This window comes from Streptomyces sp. NBC_01233 (assembly GCF_035989305.1).
Taxonomy (GTDB): Bacteria; Actinomycetota; Actinomycetes; order Streptomycetales; family Streptomycetaceae; genus Streptomyces.
The window spans coordinates 3,462,371-3,480,970 of the sequence record NZ_CP108514.1; the positions used below are offsets into that span (position 1 = coordinate 3,462,371).

Here is an 18,600-nt window from a genome sequence, read left to right on the forward strand (position 1 = left end):
CGCTCCCATGCGCCTCACCACGCCGCCGCGCCCCCTGGACGTGGAGTCCCTCTTCCCCGAACTGGCAGCCCACCGCCGTACGGCGACCCGGTTGCACCCGCGCGCCGGGGCGGCCAGGGTGCGCGACAGCCACATCGGCGGGCCGATGCTGTGGCCGGCCGACGAGCCGTGGCCGGTGTGCGAGGCCCCGCACGGGCGCGGCGCGCCGGCGGCCGTTCCCCGGCCGCTGCTGGCCGTGGCCCAGCTCTACGGCCGGGACGTGCCGGACCTGCCCGCCGGTCCGGACGGCGGCGATCTGCTCCAGGTGTTCTGGTGCCCCTTCGACGCGCACGGGCCCACGGGTGCCGGCATGTACGTGCACCTGCACTGGCGCCGTGCCGCAGAGGTGCGTCAGGTCCTGGCCGAGCCGCCGGCCCCCGGTCCGGTCGGCTTCGACGGCTACGTGCCGAGCCCCTGCGTGCTGCACCCGGAGGAGGTCACCGAGTACCCCTACATCGAGCTGCTCACCGGAGCCCTCGGCGCACGCGTCGAGGAGTGGGAGGACGCCCAGGAGGAGGCCGCGTACGAGGCCGACGGGAGCGAAGCGGACGGCGACGGCGACCCCGTGCCGAGCTATCAGTGCGACCTCTCCATCGCTCCGGGCTGGAAGGCCGGCGGCCACGCCGCGTGGAACCTCACGGGGCCCGGGGCGATGGACTGCCGCACCTGCGGCTCGGCGATGGATCTGCTCCTGACGATCGCAACGAACGAGTGGCACTCGGACGGTACGAGCTGGATCCCGCTGGAGGAGCGGCCGGACGACCGCAACCGCACTCCGACCGGAGTGGTCGTCGGCAACCACGGCAAGCTCAACATCTTCACCTGCCCCCAAGGCCCGGCCCACCCGCACGAGTTCAGCGTGCAGTAGTCCAGCCCTACCTGGCGGGGCCGGCGGGCGGCGACCGTCAGCGGAAGGCCGGGGCGGAGCGGGCGGCCCAGTCGGCGAAGGGGCGGGGTGCGCGGCCCAGGATCTGCTCCACGGCGGGGCTCGGTGTCAGTTCGGCGGGCAGCGGATCGCCGAGGATCCCCAGGGTGCCCTCCACGACCGGCTCCGGCATGAAGGTCGGCATCTGGGCGCGGGCCTCCTCCCGGGTCTGCTCGACGAACCGGACGGGCTCGCCCAGGGCCGCGGATATCGCCTCGGCCCGGGCCCTCGGGGTGACCAGGGCGGGCCCGGTGAGCTCGTAGGTCCGGCCCGTGTGGCGGCGCGGCCGGCGAGGGCGGGGTCGGTGAGGACGGCGAAGGCCGCCTCGGCCAGGTCGGCCTCGTGGACGGGGTCGCAGTAGGCGCCGGGGTAGGGCAGGTGGACCGGGCGGCCGGACTTCACGGACCAGGCCCAGCCCTGGGCGTTGCCCGCGAAGGAACCCGGGCGCAGCAGGGTGGTGCGCAGCGGGGAGGCCGACAGGGCCTGCTCGACGGCGAGGTGGGACGCGGACAGCGGGCTTCCGGCGGCGTCCGGGGCGAGCACCGAGGAGGAGGACGGGAGCACCACGTGCTCAACCCCGGCGGTGACGGCCTCCTTGACGAAGGCGTCGATGCCGGCGGCCTCGGCATAGAGGAAGACGGAGCGGACACCGGCGAGGGCGCCGGGGAAGGTCGACGGGTCGGTGAGGTCGCAGTGGACCGCACCGGGCGTGCCCCGCTCGCGGGAGCCGAGGCGGTACGGGACGCCGTGGGCGTCGAGGTGGGCGCAGAGGCCGCGGGCGACCGCACCGCGGCCGCCGGTGACGAGAATCGACATGGCTGGCTCCTCATCTGGAGTTGGGGATAGAATCCATACGTGGCACAGATTCTGTGCGACACATTCTCTGCGTCACACAGATAAATTTGAAGCACGGAGGAGCCGATGTCAACCGATCCCACTCGTACGGGTGGTGCGGAATGGAGCCGAGCCGAGCTGCTCGCGCGCATCGTCACCGAGAGCCAGCGGCACTACGCCGACTACTCCCTCTTCAACCAGGCGATGGCCGACCACGTCGGCCTCCACCCCACCGACATGCAGTGCGTCGCCCTCCTCGACATGGAGCCCGGACCCGTCAGCACCGGCGATATCGCCCGCCTCACCGGCCTGACCTCCGGTTCCGCCACCCGCCTCGTCGACCGGATGGTCAAGGCCGGCATCGTCCAGCGGCACGCCGACCCGAACGACCGCCGCCGCTCCCTCGTCTCCCTCTCCCCCGAGGCCCGCGAGCGGATCGGGGCGGCATGGGACACCCCCGGCCGCGCCTTCGGCGCCGTACTGGAGAGCTACTCCGACGCCGAGCTCACCGTGATCGCCGACTACCTGCACCGCGCCGCCGAGGTCGGCCGCGCCCAGGCCAAACGGCTCACCTCGGGGGAGCCCGGCTGACGGCCGACCGGCCGGACACGCCCCTCGACCGGCTGACCCGCCGCACCGTCCCGAGGGCTTCCGAAGGATGCGTTCCGGCACTACGGTCCCGCTCAACGGGCAACAGCGCGCGCCGGAGAAACGGGAGGGTCGGCGTGCGGTCGGAGGTTGTCCGTGTCCCAGCCCACCCCCACGTCCGTCCCCACTCGGCGAGGCGGGCGCGGCCGGGCTGGTGTGGGCCGCCATGGCCGTGACCAGCTCCCTCGCCGGCTTCGTCACGGTCTCCCGGCCCGGATCGGCGGACCTGACCGTACGGCTCCGGTGGACGATCGCCGTCCAGGCGGTGCTCACCCTGCCGCTGCTGGCCGTGTCCGGACTGTGGGGAGCCGCCTTCGCCGTCGCGGGCATCGGACTGGCCGTGGCGCCCCACCTGATCGCGCTGTTCGGCCTGGTGGAACGGGCCGGCCCGGCGGAGCGGCTGGGCGAGGCCATGACCGTCGTCGGCAGCGGCCTGATCCTCGGCCAAGCGCTGGCCGCGGCCGTTGCGGGGCCGCTGGCGAGCGCGTACGGCCATCGGGCGGCCTTCGCCCTCGCGTGCGCCGCGGTGGCCGCCTCCGCCGTACTGGCCCTGCCGCTTGCGGGAAGGGCCGGTACGGGCCTCCCGCCCCGCCAGGACGCCGGACCAGGGCAGGACGCCGAACCGCACCAGGACGCCGGAACCCGCCACCAGGACCTCGGACCGCACGAGGACCTGGCACCCCACTAGTACTGCAACCGCATGTGTGGGTCGTGGCCTCGGCGTTGGTAATGGCAGCGGCGGGCTCGGGCCTGGCTGCGGCGCCGGAAGCGTGACCAGTGCAGACGGTGCTCGTTGCTGTGGCAGCGGGGCGTGACGACGACGTGCCCGATCATCCGGCGGATCTCCGGGACGCTGAGGGGTATGAGGTCTTGCTCGTCATCTCCGCTGCCCCTTTTGCGGCTTCTGCGGCACGGATGGCCGTGAGGTAGGCCAGGACGGCCATGGCCAGGGTGATGTGCCGGTACCAGGCCCGGTAGAGCCGCACCTGGTAGTGATCGAGCCCGCATTCACCCTTCGCGGTCTGGAAGCATTCCTCCACCGCCCACCTGGCTCCGGCGGTCCTGACCAGGTCTTTCAGCCGGGAAGTGACGGGGCCATAGCAGACGTAGTAGGCGATGTCGGTGGGGTCGGACAGGTTGCGGCGGGCGAGCACCCAGTGCCCGAATCCGCCCTCCCAGGCGGGCCGGATCGCGACGCGGGCCCAGTGGTAGATCCGCTGGCCGTGGGCGCCTGCTCCGGCGGAGATCCGCTTCCATGCCTGCTTCGGCAGGGCCGCGATCAGCTCGTCGACGCGGGCGTCCCGGCCGTCGGCGGTGATCACGGTGTCGTTGACCTTGGTGGCCAGCACATACGCGGCCTGGCGTTCTTCCAGCCAGGCGCGGAAGTGCTTGACCTGCCCGTATGCCTCGTCCGCGGTCACCCAGGCGAAGGGAACAGCCGCGTCGATGGCGCGTTGCAGCATCCACTTGAGGTGCTCGATCTTCGTGGCGAACGGCACGGTGTCGTCGATCCCGGCTGCCCGGCAGCGGTCGCGGTCGTCCGTCCAGGACTTCGGGACGTAGAGTTCCCGGTCGATCAGCGCCCGCCCTTTGGCGGATGCGTAGGCGAGGAAGGTGCCGATCTGGCAGTTCTCGGTGCGGCCAGCGGTGCCGGAATACTGCCGCTGGACCCCTGCTGACCTGGTGCCCTTCTTCAGGAACCCGGTGTCGTCCCCGATGAGCACGCCATCCTTGGCGCCGATGGTCTCCACGACGAAGTCCCGGACATCGTCGCGGACCGCGTTCTCGTCCCATTCGGAGTGGTTGAGCAGGCGTTGCACACCGTCCGGGCGGAGCTGGCCGACCTGCTCGGCCAGCGTCCACCCGTTCTTCTTCTCTAGCGGCGCAAGCAGGCCCGTCATGTAGTCCAGAGCCCGATCACGTGGCTCCGACCTGCCAAAACGATGCCCGAACCGGGCATGCAACCCCGCTACACCCTCGGACCACGACTCGATCTGCTCAACCGTCAGCGATTCATCACACAGTCACAACAACGAGCAACCTCACCGACCGTCACGCCACATGCGGTTGCAGTACTAGGGCGCGAGGTCGGCCCCGTCGTGTCGGCTCCCGTCGTGTCGGCCCCCGTCAGGACGGGGAGGACTTCATCGCCGCCAGGCCCTTCGCCAGGTCCTCGGCGTTCATGACGGGGCCGACCTCGAGCTCGGCGTTGAACTGCAGGAACAGGTCCTCCACCAGCGCCGGCAGGTGCGAGCTGTCCTGCAGGTCGAAGACGATCCAGCAGGAGCGGACGCCCTCGTGCAGACCGAAGTAGGCCGCCTCGGGCTTCACCGTGTCCATCAGCCTCTTGACCGCCTGGGGCAGCGAGCCGGTCGTGATGCCCTCGTTGGTGGCGGCCGTGTCAAAGTGCGCCCTGAGCATGACTCTCATGCGTGGCTCCTTCCGTCACGCCCACCCTCGGCGCGGCCCTGGGGCGCGGCAACATATGCGCCCCCGTCCGTGCGGCGGGAGCCAGGGCTCAGAGCCGGCCCCGGGCCCGTCAGCCTGAAGACGCCCCCTGGATGTGGAAGTTGAAGTCCGTGTGCCCGAGCGAGCCCATCAGCCGGAGCCATACGGGGAGCAGCATCTCGGCGCCCCGGGCCGTCTCGATGCCCCCGAGGTCGAGGATGCTCCGCTCCGGCCAGCCGAAGGAGTGGAGCAGCTCCCGTACGGCCTTCTTCGCGTCCGCGTCCTCGCCCGAGAGGAAGACGTGGTGCTCGCCGGCGACCCGGCCCGGATCGACCATGACCAGGCAGTTCATCGTGTTGAGCGTCTTGACCACCCGCAGCCCCGGGAAGGTGCGCTGGATCAGCTCGCCCAGGCTGTCGGTGTCCACCGGGTCCAGGCCCGGCGGGAAGCCCCGCGAGAAGTCCAGCGGGTTCGCGACGTCGATGAGGATCTTGCCGTCCAGGTGCGCGGCGTCCGCCGCCGTCAGCGCGGTGATGCTGACCTGCCCGCCGGTGGCGTTGACCAGGGTGTCGCCGTCCCGCGCGGCCTCCGCGAAGCCGGCGAGCCGCACCCCTGGCTGCCCCGCCTGCCACTCGGCGTACTCGGGGCGCCCGGCGGTCGTCCCGGGGTCCCGGGTGCCGATGACCACCTCGTGGCCCAGGGAGGCGAGCCGGGCGGCCAGCGTGCGGCCGACGATCCCGGTTCCGAGGACTGCGTAGCGCATGCCTGATTCCTTCCGCTCGGCCGGGGGGAGCCCGGCTAGTCCAGGATCCCCACGTCGTAAAAGAATTGATACCGGTTCGGGTCGTCCGGCAGGAACCGGTGGCAGCCCTCCTCGAAGAAGACCGCCACCACGATGAGGGTGTCCATGCCACGGACCGTACCGAGACGGGCACGGGCCGCCCGCTAGGCGCGCCCCCGGTTACGTCGGTTGCCGCGCCGCCCGCGGCCCGCCCGCCCCCCGCCGCCCGGACCGCCGAGGGTCCGGCCGTCCAGGCCGATCCACACCCGCACCTCGGTCCCGCCGAGCACCGAGCGCCCCAGCCGAACGTCGCCGCCCGTCGACTCCGCGACGCGGCGCACGATGTCCAGGCCCAGGCCGGTCGATCCGTCGCGCTCGCCGTCGTTGCCGCGGCGCAGGGCGGCCTCCGGGTCGGCGATGCCGGGGCCCGCGTCCGAGACGAGCACGATGACGGCGTCCCCGGCATCGTGGACGTCCACCGAGAAGGGGGTGCCCTCGCGGGTGTGCCGGAAGACGTTGCCGAGCATGGCGTCGAGGGCGGCGGCGAGCTCGGGCCGGGCCACGGGGATCCGCACCGTACGGTCCACCCCCGCGAGCCGCACCTCGCGGCCCTCGTCCTCCGCGAGCGCCGACCAGAAGTCCATCCGGTCGCGGATCACCTCGGAGGCGTCGCAGCCGGCGCCCGCCCCGACCAGGCCGGTGGCCGGGCGCTGCTCCCGCGCCGTACGGATGATCGTGTCGACCTCGCGCTCCAGCTGCTCCACCGCGGCCCGGGTCTGTTCGGCGGCCGCGCCGTCCCCGAGCGAGGCCGTGTTGAGCCGCAGCACCGTCAGCGGCGTCCGCAGCCGGTGCGAGAGGTCGGCGGCCAGCTCCCGCTCATTGGCGAGGAGTCCCACCACCTGGTCCGCCATCGCGTTGAACGCGACGGCCGCCGAGCGGAGTTCCTTCGGCCCCACCTCCGGCACCCGCGCCCCGAGCCGGCCCTCGCCCAGCTGGTGCGCGGCGTCCGCGAGCCGCTCGGCCGGCCGTACCAGCCGGGCGCCGAGCCGGTCGGCGACGCCCACCGAGCCCACGATCAGCGCCAGCCCGACGCCGGCGAGCACCACCCAGGCGGTCGCGACGCCGTTGCTGACCTCGCTCTCCGGTACGAAGATCTCCACCACCGCGATGTCTCCGGAGCCGAGCGCGGTCGGCTGGAGCAGCGCCGAACCCCTGCCGGCCACCGAGGCCGTCGTGGCCCGCCCGATCCGCCGGGTCTCGCCGACGGCGTGCGCGCCCGCCCGGCCCTGGCCGATCTCCACCGGGGCGCTGTCGCCCATGGCGGGCACGTGGACGGCCATCCGCCGGGCGGCGCCCATCTGCGTGGACTCCACCGCCTTCTGCAGCTGGACCGGGTCGGTGGTGATGGACAGGGTCGGACCGATGGTGGCGGCCTGCCGCTCGGCGTTGGAGAAGGCCCGGTCGCTGGCCATCTCCTGGACGACGAGCCCGAGGGGTACGGCGAAGGCCACGACCACCATGGCCGTGACCGCGAGGCACACCTTGACGAGGGCCCATCTCATCGGGGCATCACTGCGGCGGCTCCAGCTTGACGCCGACACCCCGCAGCGTGTGCAGGTACCGCGGGCGGGCGGCCGTTTCGCCGAGTTTGCGGCGCAGCCAGGACAGGTGGACGTCGATGGTCTGGTCGTCCCCGTACGACTGCTGCCAGACCTCGGCGAGCAGTTCGCGGCGGGCCACGACCACCCCGGGGCGCCCGGCGAGGAAGGCCAGCAGGTCGAACTCCCGCCGGGTGAGGTCCAGTACGGTCCCGTCGAGCTCGGCCTGGCGGCGCAGCGGGTCGATGGCGAGCCCGCCGACGCGCAGCACGCGCGAGGGGGGTTCGGCCCCGGCGGCGGCCCGGGAGCGGCGCAGGACGGCGGCCATGCGGGCGGAGAGGTGCTCCACGGAGAAGGGTTTGGTCAGGTAGTCGTCGGCGCCGTCGTTGAGCAGCCGGACGATCTCCGCCTCGTCGTCGCGCGCGGTCGCGATGATCACGGGCACGTCGGTGATGCCGCGCAGCATCTTGAGCGCCTCCGACCCGTCGAGGTCCGGCAGCCCGAGGTCGAGGATGACCACGTCGAAGCGGTGGTGCGCGACCTCGCGCAGGGCCTCCAGGGCCGTGCCGACGCTCCGCACGGTGTGCGAGGCCTCGGTCAGGTGCCGGATGAGGGCGGAACGTACGAACTGGTCGTCCTCGACCACGAGCACACTTGCCATGGCCCGCACCGTAGTCCATTCGAGGGACTCAGCGGGGTGTCGGGCTGCTCTTGTGACGGGTGGTGCAGTATGTGCCCTGATGCGACGAGGACTTCTTCATGCCATGGCTTGGACGCTGGCGACCGGGGCGGCGGTGACGCTGTCGTGGTGGGGCGTGCACAGTGTCATGTCGGGGACGGCCTACGATCCGCCGCTCGCGGTGCCGCTCGCCACCCAGCCGCTGTCCTCCTCGACGCAGAGCGCGCAGCCGCCGGACGCCCCGGCGGAATCCGCGTCCGCGTCCCCGTCGCCCTCCGCCTCGCCGACCCCGGCCGCGCCGTCGTCCGCCGGGGCCTCCCCCGGCAAGCCGTCCCAGACGCCCGCGGCCTCTCCTTCCCCCTACGGGCAGGGGGAGGGGCAGGATCCGGGCAAAGTGAAGGCCTATCCAGTCTCCGGCGGCCGGGTCGTCTTCTCCCTGGGCGCGTCCTCCGCCGAGCTGGTCTCGGCGACACCGGCGGCCGGCTGGCGGATGCAGGTGTGGAAGCAGGACTTCTGGATCCGGGTCACCTTCACCCGGGACGGCCGCGAGGTGTCGGTGTTCTGCACCTGGCACGACCACCCGCCGGTGGTGGAGATCGTCGACCCGTGAGCCGCTGAGCCCTGAGCCTCAGGCCGGGACCGTGCCCACCAGCACGAACTCGTTGTACGGGAAGACCTTGCCCATCGGCCGGGGGAAGGGGAAGGAGTAGGTCCGCCGGACCGCCACGCCGGCCCGGCCGGCGTGGCTGCGCAGCTGCTCGAAGTCGACCCAGCGGATGTGCGTGGCGTCGGACCGGTAGCCGACCTCCTGCGGGGTGATCATGACGACCGAGCCGCCCGGCTTGACCAGCGGAAGGTACTCCTCCAGCAGCGCCGCCGCGGTCTCCTCGTCGACGTGCTCCAGCACGTGCGCGACCAGCAGGCTGTCGAAGGACCCGGGACCGCAGTCCGGGGCGGCGGTCAGCCCGTCGGGGGTGTGGGCGTTCAGTCCGCGCTCGCGGCAGGTCTGCACCGAATGCGGGTTGTGGTCGACGCCGACGCTGTCCGGGCCGCAGTGGAGCAGGTTCCGCCCCAGCCCGCAGCCGATGTCGAGGACCCGGCCCAGGTTCAGCCGCTGCAGGTTCCAGCGGTACGGAGCCTGTGTGGGCAGCAGCCGCTTGATTCCGGACTGCTCCAGGCGCGCCAGCCGCTGGGTGTAATCGGAACCGGCTGTGCTCGGGGTGCCGGGGGTGGGGGCACCAGGGGTTGCGGGGAAATCAGACATGGTCGTGCCGTCTCCTGAACGCGTCGTAGCAGGGCAAGCCCTCCTAGGGGTTCACAGGCTACGCAGGGCGGCTGCCCGCCGGGAGTACTCGGCGGATCTTTATCGGCATTTGTGAAATTCGTATCCGGAACCGGTCCGCGACCCCACGGGGGCACCTAAACGGAACCGGTCCGCGGCTCCGCGGGAACCCGCGCCGGGAGCCCGCGCGGCTAGCGGAAGACCGAGGGCGGCGGCTGCGGCGAGGCCACCGCGGAGGCGTCGGCGACGGGGGCCGCGCCGCCCGCGAAGTCCGCCAGTGCCCGGCCGTGCTCGACCCGGCCCGGGTGGGGGTCGCTCGCGACCCGGCGGGTGAATTCCGCGACGGGCAGCTCACGGTCGGACGCCACCAGGACGGCATTGCCGAAACGTTTCCCCCGCCACACCACCGGGTCTGCGGCCAGCGCCAGCTCCGTGAACCGGGACGCGGCCGTCGCGATCTGGCTCCGCAGGTGGGTCAGCGGCGGACCGTCCGCGAGGTTGGCCACGTACCACCCGGTGGGCGCGAGGGCACGCCGTACGTCGTCCAGGAACTCGGTGCTCGTCAGGTGCGCCGGGGTGCGCGCGCCGCTGAACACGTCCGCGATCACCAGGTCCGCCCAGCCGTCCGGCACCTTCGCCAGTCCCGCCCGGGCGTCCACCGCGCGGACCCGGACCCGCGCCTGCGGGTCCAGCGGCAGGTGTTCCCGTACGAAGGCGACCAGTGCGGCGTCGATCTCCACGATCTGCTGGGTCGAGCGGGGTCGGGAGGCGGCCGTGTAGCGGGCGAGGGTGAAGGCGCCGCCACCGAGGTGCACCACGTTCAGGGGCTGGCGGGCGGGCGCGACGAGGTCGATCAGGTGGCCGATCCTCCGCTGGTACGCGAAGTCCAGGTACCCGGGGTCGTCCAGGTCCACGTGCGACTGCGGGGCGCCGTCGATCAGCAGGGTCCAGGCGGCGGCGCGCTCGCGGTCCGGCTCCAGCTCCGCCCGGCCGCCGTCCACCTGTCCGGCGACCGCCTCGGCGCTGCCGCGTCCGCGCTGCCTGCCCTTGTTCCTGTCCTTGTCTGCCACCACCCCATTGTGCCGGGCGGCAGCCGGGGAGGGTTCAGCGGCAGTTGTCCGCGGCCTCGATCAGCCGGGCCGCCTCGCCGAGCGCCGCGCGCAGCACCGCGGGGTCGGTGACCGGCCCGACGGCCTCCGGCGGGAGCAGCCAGCCGGTGGAGCCCGCGGTGGGCGAGGCGGCGTCGCCGAAGCGCATCCCGCGCCCGTTGGTCTGCGTACAGGCACTGCCCGGCAGGTCCCAGGCGTCGGCGGTGCCGGGCGGGACGAGGAATCCGAGGGTGTCGCCGGAGCCGTCGTGCAGGACGGGCCCGACCCCGCCGGCCTGGCTGGCGGCGCGGCGGATGATGTCCACCGCCTCCAGACCCTGCCGGGTGGGCACGGTCACCAGGTCCAGATCGAGGCCCGGGGCCGTGCCGGGCTCGGACGCGGCGTTCGTTCCAGTGCTCTCCATGCCGACCTCCACCAAGGGAACCCCTCCTCGATCCGTATCCGCATGGGTTCAACGCACGGGAACGTCAACGGGTGCGGCGGCAAGACGCTGCAAAGGATGGCAGTTCATGGCGGATCGCGGGTGAGATATCCGTTTTGTAGCCAAACATCGCATGAACACCCCGACGCTGGCGGTACGTTCATGCGCGCCGGGCCCCACCCTCACACGTCACAGCACCGGCACTGCGGTCCTTGCCAGAGAGGTCACGTCCATGGCGGCGTCCCCCCACTCACCCAACTCCACGTTCCGGCGGCTGCGCGGGCAGCACTCCCCGGCCGAGTTCGCGGCCCTGGTGCGCCGGGCGGCGAAGGAGATCGGAGAAACGGTTTCCTGCGACGCCCGCTACATCGGCCGGGTCGAGTCCGGCGAGATCCGCTGCCCCAACTACGCGTACGAGCGGGTCTTCCTCCATATGTTCCCCGGCCGCGCCCTGGCCGACCTGGGATTCTCCCCGCGCGAGAGCGTGCGCGGGCGATCGGCGCAGCGCGATCCCCTCACCCCCGTCCCCACCCACCGTTCCCCTTCCAGTGCCAAGGAGAGCGACGTGCTGCGTCGCGCGTTCATGGCGGGCGGCTCCGCGACCGTGGCGGCCGCGACGCTCAGCCTCACCCTGCTCGGCGACACCCGCCGGCTCCCCTCCCGCGCCGGCGAGTCCGAGGCAGCCGCCGTCGAGGACGCGGTACGCCAGATCCGCCTGCTGGACGACCGGCACGGGGCCGACGCCCTGTACCGCAGGGCCGCCGAGCCCCTGCGCACCGCCTACGCCCTGCTCGACGCCGGGGCCACCCGGCAGTCCACCGAGGACCGGCTGCACGCGGGCGCCGGCGAACTGGCCGTCTCGGTCGGCTGGCTGGCCCACGACTCCGGCCGCTTCGACGACGCCCGCTCGCACTACGCGGAGGCCCTGGCGACGGCCCGGGTCGCGCGGGACGCGGGTCTGGAGGCGCACGCCTTCAGCAACATGGCCTTCCTGGCCCGGGACTGCGGCCGCTCCCGCGAGGCGGTACGGGCGGCCCAGGCGGGCCGCCGGGCCGCGCGCTCCCTCGGTTCCCCGCGGCTGCTGTCGCTGCTCGCCCTGCGGGAGGCCGGCGGCTGGGCGGGGCTGGCCGACCGCAAGGCCTGCGAGGACGCGCTGACCCGGGCCCACACGGAGTTCTCCCGGGGCGGGGCCGACGGCGACCCCGAGTGGATGTCCTTCTTCGGCGAGGCGGAACTGGAGTTCCTGGAGGCGCGGTGCTGGGCGGCGCTCGGGGAACACGCCCGCGCGGCCCGGCACGCCCGGCGCGCCGCCGACCTCCAGGATCCGCACTTCGCCCGGAACGTCGCCCTCTACACCGCCGAGCTGGCCGGCGACCTGGCCCGCGCGGGCGCCCCGGACGAGGCCGCCTGGGCGGGTGGCCGGGTGCTGGACCTGCTGACCGAGGTCCAGTCCACCCGGGTCCGGTCGATGCTCTCGGAGACGGCGGGCGCGCTTGTTCCGCATCAGCGCTCTCCTCGGGTGGGGGCCTTCCTGGCCCGGCACGCCTCGGTCTGACGGCGGAGCGTCAGCAGCCGAGGTACTCGTAGACCCCGCCCTCGGGGTGGCGCACCACCGCGCGGCGCCCGTTGGGCGTGGGGGCGGGGGCGGCGATCACCTCGCCCCCGGACGCGGCGCAGTGCGCGACCGCCGCGTCCAGGTCGGCCACGGAGAGGGTGGCGGCCACTCCCGCGAACCGCTCGGCGATCGCGTCGGGCCCGCTGAACAGCAGGAACGGCCCGACGCTCGCCAGGTCCAGTCCGGCGAACTCGAACCGGGTCGCCGGGCTGGCCGGTCAGCCGTACGTAGAAGTCCAGGGCCGGCCCGAGATCGTCCACGCGCCGCCGCAGCACCACGGAGGTAATCGTCATGGCCCCATCCTCCCAGCCGCCCCTGCTCCCCAACTCCCTTGCGGCGGCCGTGTTTTAGCGGACTCCCCGGCCAACTCCCGCCGGTTTGGCCCCACCCCGGGAACGCTGCCCGTTCCCGGCGCCGCGGCTGGGGCTCCGCCCGGCGGACCCCCGCGCCTCAAGCGCCGGTCAGGCTGAAAGACCGGGGCTCCGCCCCGAACCCCGCTCCTCAAGCGCCGGAGGGGCTGAAGAGACCCGTCGCTTTCGCCGGGGACGGGTGCGTGCCGGGGCGCTCCCCGCAGGGCGTCGAACGCAATGCGGCCCGGCCCTCCGACCCCCCGCCACGTTCGGCGCCCGAGGAGACGCCCCGGCGCGCGCCCGGCCCCACCCCTCCCCCAAGCCCCGGCGAAGCCCGCCGCCCCGGCCCCGCACGAGCGGCGCAGCCGACCGGCCCGGCCCCGGCGCAGCCGCTCGGCGCAGCCGCCCCCGTTGCGACGGACGCCTTTCAGGCGGATTCCGCGGGAGTGCCGTCGGGCCTGCGGCCGCAGGCGGCCGCCAGGACGACGGACACATCGGCCTCCGGGACGGCGGTACGGACCTCCGCCAGGACGCCGGGAAAGTCCTCGTCGTCGATGAAGCCCAGGTACTCCCGGCGCAACCGGTGGACGACCTCGAAGAGTTCGGGCCGCAGCCTCATCCAGGCGCGGGACGTGCGGACTTCCTCGTCGACCTGGTCCATGAACCAGCGCATGACGTCGTACGGGATGTCGCCGCGCCGCCCGTCGGGGTCGAAACACACCGTCGGCTCCCGCGCCGGGTCCTCGTCGGGCACGACCGCGGTCAACAGGCTCCGCTGTTCGGCGACGCGTTCCAGCTCCAGGTACCAGGCGTCATCGCGTACGGAGTACATCGCGATGATCGCGTAGTCGCCGGGCGCGGGTTGGTCATGGCACGGATGTTGTCACGGCGCCTGGGACGTGTCCTTCGGGTTTCGGCTCCGAAGGACACCCCTCCTAGGCGTCGAGGTGTCCGGTGTCGTTCCAGCGTTCCAGGGCGGGGGCGCCGTAGGCCCAGCCGAGGACCGAGAGGGAGGTGGGTTCCAGGCGGATGCGGGCGCCGAAGGAGGCTTCGAAGCCGAGCCAGCGGGCGGCGAGGGTGCGCAGGATGTGGCCGTGGGCGAAGACGAGGACGTCGCGCTCCGCCGAGCGGGCCCAGGCGACGACCTCGTCCGCGCGCGCCGCGATGTCGGCGACGGACTCGCCGCCCGGGACCCCGTCGCGCCAGATCAGCCAGCCGGGCCGGATCGCCTGGATCTCGGCCGGGGTCATGCCCTCGTAGTCGCCGTAGTCCCACTCCAGCAGGGCGTCCCACGGCTCCGCCCGGACGCCGAAGCCCGCCAGGTCGCAGCTCTCGCTCGCGCGGGCCAGCGGACTGGTGCGGACCTCGATGCCGGGCAGGTTGTTCCACGGGTCGCGGGCCAGCCGCTCGCCGAGCAGCTTCGCACCCCGCTTGCCCTCCTCCAGCAGGGGCACGTCCGTGCGTCCGGTGTGCTTGCCGAGCTGGGACCACGCCGTCTGGCCGTGGCGGGCCAGCAGGATGCGGGGGGCCATGGGGTTCTCCCGTTTCGTGCGAGTTCGTAGGAGTTGGTGCGAGTTAGTGCGTTTTTCCGGTCATTCAGTCGTCCGTCCATCATCCAACACGTGGACGGGGGAGGACTCCACCTGCCCCCCGGCGCCGGTTTCCGCGCTAAGTCCACGATTGTCAGTGGCGGATGGGACACTTCCGCCCGTGAGCTCCTACCCGCCCAGCAGCCCCGCGCAGCCGACCACACTGCGGCAGCGGCTCGCCGGCCTGCGCGGCCCGGCCGTGCCGCCCCGTCCGCTCGACGCCCGGGCGCTGGCTGCCCTCGCCGCCAACCCCGGCTGCGGCAGACGGGCCCTGCTCGACGGCGCCGGCGTGGACAAGAACGCCCTCGCCACGGCCCTCGGCTCGCCCGCCGCCTTCGGGCAGTCGCAGTTCGCCATAGTCCGCGGGAACTCCTTCGAGGCCAAGGTCAAGGGCGACGGCGGGGCCGAGCTGCTGCGGCTGGTCCACGCGCACCTCGACCCGGCCGCCGAGCCCCCCGGCGCGGGCGCCCGTGTCCCCGACCTCACGGCCGCCGGGCCCGAGGGCCGCGCCGCCCGCACCGCGCTCGCCCTGCGCGAGGCCACCGCGGCGCAGGCGTGGACCCTGCTGGACCACCCGATGCTGGCCCTGGAGGTGGCCGGCTCCCCCGCCTACCTGGAGCCGGACGCCGTGGTCGTGCATCCCGACGGCCGCTGGACCGTGGTGGAGATCAAGTCGTTCCCGATGATCGACGGGGCCGCGGACGCCGCGAAGGTGGGCGCCGCCGCCCGCCAGGCCGCCGTGTACGTGCTGGCGCTGGAGAAGACCGCCGGGAAGCTGGAGGGCGCCGAGGTCGGGCACACCGTGCTGCTGGTCTGCCCGAAGGACTTCTCCAACCTGCCCACCGCCTCCCCCGTCGACATCCGCCGCGAGCGTTCCGTGACCCGGCGCCAGCTGGACCGGCTGACCCGGGTCGAGGAGCTGGCCGCGGCGCTGCCCGAGGGCCTCAGCTTCGACCCGGAGCGGACCGCCGAGGAGCTGTCCGAGGCCGTGGCCGCGGTGGACGCCTCCTACGCCCCCGAGTGCCTAGCCGCCTGCGAGCTGGCCTTCCACTGCCGGGACCGGGCCCGTACCGCGGGCGTGGTGACCGCGCTGGGCCGTTCCGTACGGGGCGAGCTGGGCGCGCTGACCACCGTCGAGGAGGCCCTCGCGGCGGCCGCCGGGGCCGGCTGCGCCGAGGATCCGACCGCCGCCGCGCTGCACCGCGCGGCGCGGCTGCGCGCCGAGGCGCTGGAGTCGGCGGCGGGGGTCGTCGCATGAGCCTGCTGAACACGCTGGCCCGGCTGGAGGCCGTACGGGCGGGCCGCGCCCAGCCGCTGGCGACCGTACGGCACCGCCACCTGAGCGAGCGCCCGATGGTCTTCGTGCCGCTGACCACGGCCGGTGAGGCCGGGGCTCCGCTGGGCGCGCTGGTCGGCACGGACCGGCACGCGCCGCAGGTGTTCGTGATACCCCAGCCCCGCGACCGGGACCTGCGCTGGGCGTTCCTCGCGGACCTCGCGGTCCACGTGCTGGCCCACATCGACGCGTACGCGGACGCCGTGGAGCCGGCCGAGCGCAGCGAGACCGACCCGGAGACGGGCAAGCGGGTCAAGGTGGAGACCGAGCTGTGCGTGGACGCGCCGCAGCTGATCGTGCCGAGCCGGGCGGGCATCGAGTTCCTGCGGCTGCTGGGGCGGTCGATGCGGTTCCGGCGCACCGCCGAGGAGGAACCGGAGAATCCGTATCCGGCGCCCTCGCAGGTGCCGATGCTGGGCCGCTGGTTCACCCACCTCGCCGAGCGCTCCCGGGTGCCCGGATCCTCGATGCTGCTGGCGGCGACGGACCTGCTGTCCCGGCACTGGGCGACCGGCCAGAGCAATCTGGAGGACCAGCACCTGGGCGCGCTGCTGGGCTGGATCGACCCGCCCGAAGGCCTCTCGGGGGCCGAGGCGGCGCTCCGGGCGGAGCTGGGCCGCGACGGGGAGGGCCGGCTGCTGTGCCCGCCGGCCGGCCCGGCCACCGACCCGGCCTTCGACAACAAGCTGCTGGCCCCGGCGATCGCCCGCTACGACGCGGCGCGCACGGCCCTGGCCGCCGGGCCCGGGGACGACGACCGCGAGGTGCGCAACGTCGAAGGGGTCCGCAAGGCCGAGGAGGCCGTGCGCCGGCTGGTCGTGGACCAGATGTCGAACACCTGGTGGGCGACGTGGGAGGCGATCGACCTGCTGCGCACCCTGCCGCCGGGTGAGCGCGCGGAGGAGCGCTGGACGCGCGACCGCTGGTCGTACACCGGCCACCGGGACCGCGTACGGGCGGGCGAGCCGCCGCAGCCGCGCCGCGACGACGCGGTGACGGCGGCCCAGAAGCTGGCCACGCGGGAGACCGAGCAGGTGCGGCTGGACGCGCAGGAGGCGCTGGACGACCCCCTGGTCATGGCGGGCCGGCGCCTCGCGGGCGAGGCCTTCGCCGGCGAGGTCACCGAGGTGGTGATGGAGTGGACGGAGTCGAAGCGGCCGAGCCCGCGCCCACTGGTGACGGTGGCCACGGAGGACCGGCCGCAGCTCGCGGAAGGGGGCGGCGGGAAGGTGTTCCGTTCGCTGGACGGTCGCCCGCAGAGCGCGCAGTTCGTACGCTTCGAGGAGGACGGGCGGCTGGTGCTGCGGCTCCTCGACAAGATGGGCCGCGGCCGGGAGCCGGAGCCGGGCTCGGTGCCGGAGAAGGGCGACCGGGTGTGCTGGACGCTCTTCGAGCACGACGCGCGCGGCGGCCCGAAGCTCCCGGAGCCGGAGCAGACGCCGTGGACCCACGGCGGCCCGCCGGGGCACCTGAGCGCCGTCCCCCTGCCCGATGCCGTGACCGACGAGGACCTGCTGTGACCGCGACCGCATCCTTCGACCCCGGGGCCGCGGCCGCCGAGGCGACCGCCGCGATCCTGCACGACACCCTGCACGGGGCCGAGCGGGGCGTGGTCGTCGACTCCCCGCCCGGAGCCGGCAAGTCCACGCTCGTGGTGCGGGCGGCCCGGGAGCTGGCCGCGGCCGGGCGCCGGCTGATGGTGGTGGCGCAGACGAACGCACAGGTCGACGACCTGGTGCTGCGGCTCGCCGACAAGGACCCGGAGCTGCGGGTCGGCCGACTGCACAGCAGCGAGGGCGACGCGTACGACCCGGCGCTGCGGGAGCTGCCCTCGGTGACCCTCTCGGCGAAGCCGGGGGACCTCGCGGAGCTGCCGGTCACCATCTCCACGGCGGCGAAGTGGGCCTTCGTCAAGGACGTCGAGCCCTGGCAGCACGCCATCGTCGACGAGGCGTACCAGATGCGCTCGGACGCGCTGCTGGCCGTGGCCGGGCTGTTCGAGCGGGCGCTGTTCGTGGGCGACCCGGGGCAGTTGGACCCCTTCAGCGTGGTCGGCGCGGAGCAGTGGGCGGGCCTGTCCTACGACCCCTCCGCCTCGGCGGTGAGCACGCTGCTCGCGCACAATCCGCAGCTGCCGCAGCACCGGCTGCCGGTGTCCTGGCGACTCCCGGCCACGGCGGCGCCGCTGGTCTCCCGCGCGTTCTACCCGTACACGCAGTTCCGCAGCGGTACGGGCCCGGGCGAGCGGCGGCTGTCGTACGGGGTCCCCTCGGACGGGTCGGGCCCGGACCGGGTGCTGGACGAGGCCGCCGAGGCGGGCTGGGGCCTGCTGGAGCTGCCCGCGCGGCACACCCCGCGCACCGACCCGGAGGCCGTCGGGGCGGTGGCCCTGGTGGTCCGCCGCGCCCTGGACCGCGGAGCGGTGACCTCCGACGAGCAGTCCGAGGGCCCGTCCCCGCTGACGGCCGACCGGATCGCGGTCGGCACCGCCCACCGTGACCAGGCGGCCGCGGTCCGCGCGGCGCTGGCCGGACTCGGGGTCACCGGGGTCACGGTGGACACCGCGAACCGCCTCCAGGGCCGCGAGTACGACCTCACGGTGGTCCTCCACCCCCTGTCGGGCCGCCCGGACGCGACGGCCTTCCACCTGGAGACGGGCCGCCTGTGCGTCCTGGCCTCCCGGCACCGGCACGCGTGCGTGGTGGTGGCCCGGGCGGGCATAGCGGAACTCCTGGACGACCACCCCTCGACGGAACCGGTCCAGCTGGGCGTGACGGTGAAGTTCCCCCACTCATCCGGGCAACTACCAGTCGGCCCGGATGGCTGGGAGGCGATGTACACCGTCTGGGAGCACCTGCAACAGCATCGGGTGCCATGGGCGCCCGCTTGACCTAGCGAGCCACCCTAGAGCCCCTGGCACCCGCCGGGGACTCTAGGGCTTTGCCC

The 18,600-nt window shown here is 73.8% G+C and carries 21 protein-coding genes; 8 read left to right on the forward strand and 13 right to left on the reverse strand.

Annotated features, from left to right (window positions below):
- Positions 1–7 precede the first annotated feature (7 nt).
- Positions 8–907 carry a hypothetical protein gene (locus tag OG332_RS16195; protein ID WP_327414152.1) on the forward strand — a complete coding sequence of 300 codons (900 nt, stop codon included), beginning with the start codon at positions 8–10 and terminating at the stop codon, positions 905–907.
- A gap of 37 nt (positions 908–944) precedes the next feature.
- Here OG332_RS16195 and OG332_RS16200 read toward each other — a convergent pair whose 3' ends face one another.
- A complete protein-coding gene (locus OG332_RS16200; protein WP_327414153.1) occupies positions 945–1,082 on the reverse strand; it encodes a hypothetical protein in 138 nt (45 codons plus the stop codon).
- Positions 1,034–1,780, reverse strand: a complete 747-nt coding sequence (locus OG332_RS16205; RefSeq protein ID WP_327414154.1) for an SDR family oxidoreductase — start codon at positions 1,778–1,780, stop codon at positions 1,034–1,036. The genes OG332_RS16200 and OG332_RS16205 overlap by 49 nt, the downstream gene beginning before the upstream one ends.
- Before the next feature lie 105 nt (positions 1,781–1,885).
- On the opposite strand from OG332_RS16205, the gene OG332_RS16210 reads away from it, so the two are divergent.
- Both OG332_RS16210 and OG332_RS16215 read left to right on the forward strand, forming a co-directional pair.
- Complete coding sequence (locus tag OG332_RS16210; protein WP_327414155.1) at positions 1,886–2,389, forward strand: MarR family winged helix-turn-helix transcriptional regulator; 504 nt, start codon at positions 1,886–1,888, stop codon at positions 2,387–2,389.
- Between the two features lie 223 nt (positions 2,390–2,612).
- Positions 2,613–3,134, forward strand: a complete 522-nt coding sequence (locus OG332_RS16215; protein ID WP_327414156.1) for a hypothetical protein — start codon at positions 2,613–2,615, stop codon at positions 3,132–3,134.
- Between the two features lie 142 nt (positions 3,135–3,276).
- Here OG332_RS16215 and OG332_RS16220 read toward each other — a convergent pair whose 3' ends face one another.
- The 5 genes from OG332_RS16220 to OG332_RS16240 all read right to left on the reverse strand — a co-directional run bounded on the left by OG332_RS16220 (position 3,277) and on the right by OG332_RS16240 (position 7,934).
- Positions 3,277–4,440 carry an IS701 family transposase gene (locus tag OG332_RS16220; protein WP_327419062.1) on the reverse strand — a complete coding sequence of 388 codons (1,164 nt, stop codon included), beginning with the start codon at positions 4,438–4,440 and terminating at the stop codon, positions 3,277–3,279.
- Between the two features lie 133 nt (positions 4,441–4,573).
- A complete protein-coding gene (locus OG332_RS16225) occupies positions 4,574–4,876 on the reverse strand; it encodes a hypothetical protein (RefSeq protein ID WP_327414157.1) in 303 nt (100 codons plus the stop codon).
- A 109-nt stretch (positions 4,877–4,985) separates the two neighbouring features.
- Positions 4,986–5,657 carry an NADPH-dependent F420 reductase gene (locus tag OG332_RS16230; protein WP_327414158.1) on the reverse strand — a complete coding sequence of 224 codons (672 nt, stop codon included), beginning with the start codon at positions 5,655–5,657 and terminating at the stop codon, positions 4,986–4,988.
- 182 nt (positions 5,658–5,839) lie between these two features.
- Positions 5,840–7,237 carry a sensor histidine kinase gene (locus OG332_RS16235; protein ID WP_327414159.1) on the reverse strand — a complete coding sequence of 466 codons (1,398 nt, stop codon included), beginning with the start codon at positions 7,235–7,237 and terminating at the stop codon, positions 5,840–5,842.
- 7 nt (positions 7,238–7,244) lie between these two features.
- Positions 7,245–7,934 (reverse strand): response regulator transcription factor, encoded by a 690-nt coding sequence (locus tag OG332_RS16240; protein ID WP_078893179.1) that lies wholly within the window; start codon positions 7,932–7,934, stop codon positions 7,245–7,247.
- A 79-nt stretch (positions 7,935–8,013) separates the two neighbouring features.
- Between OG332_RS16240 and OG332_RS16245 the strand changes: the two genes are divergently transcribed.
- Entirely contained in the window at positions 8,014–8,562 is a 549-nt protein-coding gene (locus tag OG332_RS16245) for a hypothetical protein (protein ID WP_327414160.1), read from the forward strand.
- Between the two features lie 18 nt (positions 8,563–8,580).
- Here OG332_RS16245 and OG332_RS16250 read toward each other — a convergent pair whose 3' ends face one another.
- The 3 genes from OG332_RS16250 to OG332_RS16260 form a co-directional block, all read right to left on the reverse strand.
- Positions 8,581–9,216, reverse strand: coding sequence for a class I SAM-dependent methyltransferase (locus OG332_RS16250; protein ID WP_327414161.1), 636 nt, complete (start codon positions 9,214–9,216; stop codon positions 8,581–8,583).
- A 209-nt stretch (positions 9,217–9,425) separates the two neighbouring features.
- The gene (locus OG332_RS16255) at positions 9,426–10,304 is read right to left on the reverse strand and encodes a spermidine synthase (RefSeq protein ID WP_327414162.1); all 879 of its coding nucleotides are present in this window, start codon (positions 10,302–10,304) and stop codon (positions 9,426–9,428) included.
- 34 nt (positions 10,305–10,338) lie between these two features.
- Complete coding sequence (locus OG332_RS16260) at positions 10,339–10,746, reverse strand: hypothetical protein (RefSeq protein WP_327414163.1); 408 nt, start codon at positions 10,744–10,746, stop codon at positions 10,339–10,341.
- 250 nt (positions 10,747–10,996) lie between these two features.
- Between OG332_RS16260 and OG332_RS16265 the strand changes: the two genes are divergently transcribed.
- Positions 10,997–12,319, forward strand: a complete 1,323-nt coding sequence (locus OG332_RS16265; RefSeq protein ID WP_327414164.1) for a tetratricopeptide repeat protein — start codon at positions 10,997–10,999, stop codon at positions 12,317–12,319.
- 10 nt (positions 12,320–12,329) lie between these two features.
- On the opposite strand, the gene OG332_RS16270 is transcribed toward OG332_RS16265, so the two are convergent.
- From OG332_RS16270 to OG332_RS16280, 3 genes are all read right to left on the reverse strand, one after another.
- Positions 12,330–12,488: a VOC family protein gene (locus tag OG332_RS16270; RefSeq protein WP_327414165.1), complete on the reverse strand. Its 159-nt coding sequence runs from the start codon at positions 12,486–12,488 to the stop codon at positions 12,330–12,332.
- A gap of 668 nt (positions 12,489–13,156) precedes the next feature.
- A complete protein-coding gene (locus tag OG332_RS16275) occupies positions 13,157–13,561 on the reverse strand; it encodes a hypothetical protein (protein ID WP_327414166.1) in 405 nt (134 codons plus the stop codon).
- Between the two features lie 103 nt (positions 13,562–13,664).
- Positions 13,665–14,261, reverse strand: coding sequence for a histidine phosphatase family protein (locus OG332_RS16280; RefSeq protein WP_327414167.1), 597 nt, complete (start codon positions 14,259–14,261; stop codon positions 13,665–13,667).
- Positions 14,262–14,439: 178 nt separating this feature from the next.
- On the opposite strand from OG332_RS16280, the gene OG332_RS16285 reads away from it, so the two are divergent.
- The 3 genes from OG332_RS16285 to OG332_RS16295 are packed head-to-tail and all read left to right on the forward strand — an operon-like array spanning position 14,440 to position 18,544.
- A complete protein-coding gene (locus tag OG332_RS16285; protein ID WP_327414168.1) occupies positions 14,440–15,576 on the forward strand; it encodes a hypothetical protein in 1,137 nt (378 codons plus the stop codon).
- Entirely contained in the window at positions 15,573–17,174 is a 1,602-nt protein-coding gene (locus OG332_RS16290) for a hypothetical protein (protein WP_327414169.1), read from the forward strand. The genes OG332_RS16285 and OG332_RS16290 overlap by 4 nt, the downstream gene beginning before the upstream one ends.
- Positions 17,171–18,544, forward strand: a complete 1,374-nt coding sequence (locus OG332_RS16295; RefSeq protein ID WP_327414170.1) for an AAA domain-containing protein — start codon at positions 17,171–17,173, stop codon at positions 18,542–18,544. The genes OG332_RS16290 and OG332_RS16295 overlap by 4 nt, the downstream gene beginning before the upstream one ends.
- Positions 18,545–18,600: the final 56 nt, after the last annotated feature.

Bases quoted from the DNA above. Each gene is read 5' to 3' on its own strand.
- OG332_RS16195 (WP_327414152.1), top strand. From the start codon at position 8: ATGCGCCTCACCACGCCGCCGCGCCCCCTGGACGTGGAGTCCCTCTTC.
- OG332_RS16205 (WP_327414154.1), bottom strand. From the start codon at position 1,780: ATGTCGATTCTCGTCACCGGCGGCCGCGGTGCGGTCGCCCGCGGCCTC.
- OG332_RS16210 (WP_327414155.1), top strand. From the start codon at position 1,886: ATGTCAACCGATCCCACTCGTACGGGTGGTGCGGAATGGAGCCGAGCC.
- OG332_RS16215 (WP_327414156.1), top strand. From the start codon at position 2,613: ATGGCCGTGACCAGCTCCCTCGCCGGCTTCGTCACGGTCTCCCGGCCC.
- OG332_RS16225 (WP_327414157.1), bottom strand. From the start codon at position 4,876: ATGAGAGTCATGCTCAGGGCGCACTTTGACACGGCCGCCACCAACGAG.
- OG332_RS16230 (WP_327414158.1), bottom strand. From the start codon at position 5,657: ATGCGCTACGCAGTCCTCGGAACCGGGATCGTCGGCCGCACGCTGGCC.
- OG332_RS16235 (WP_327414159.1), bottom strand. From the start codon at position 7,237: ATGAGATGGGCCCTCGTCAAGGTGTGCCTCGCGGTCACGGCCATGGTG.
- OG332_RS16240 (WP_078893179.1), bottom strand. From the start codon at position 7,934: ATGGCAAGTGTGCTCGTGGTCGAGGACGACCAGTTCGTACGTTCCGCC.
- OG332_RS16245 (WP_327414160.1), top strand. From the start codon at position 8,014: ATGCGACGAGGACTTCTTCATGCCATGGCTTGGACGCTGGCGACCGGG.
- OG332_RS16250 (WP_327414161.1), bottom strand. From the start codon at position 9,216: ATGTCTGATTTCCCCGCAACCCCTGGTGCCCCCACCCCCGGCACCCCG.
- OG332_RS16260 (WP_327414163.1), bottom strand. From the start codon at position 10,746: ATGGAGAGCACTGGAACGAACGCCGCGTCCGAGCCCGGCACGGCCCCG.
- OG332_RS16265 (WP_327414164.1), top strand. From the start codon at position 10,997: ATGGCGGCGTCCCCCCACTCACCCAACTCCACGTTCCGGCGGCTGCGC.
- OG332_RS16275 (WP_327414166.1), bottom strand. From the start codon at position 13,561: ATGTACTCCGTACGCGATGACGCCTGGTACCTGGAGCTGGAACGCGTC.
- OG332_RS16280 (WP_327414167.1), bottom strand. From the start codon at position 14,261: ATGGCCCCCCGCATCCTGCTGGCCCGCCACGGCCAGACGGCGTGGTCC.
- OG332_RS16290 (WP_327414169.1), top strand. From the start codon at position 15,573: ATGAGCCTGCTGAACACGCTGGCCCGGCTGGAGGCCGTACGGGCGGGC.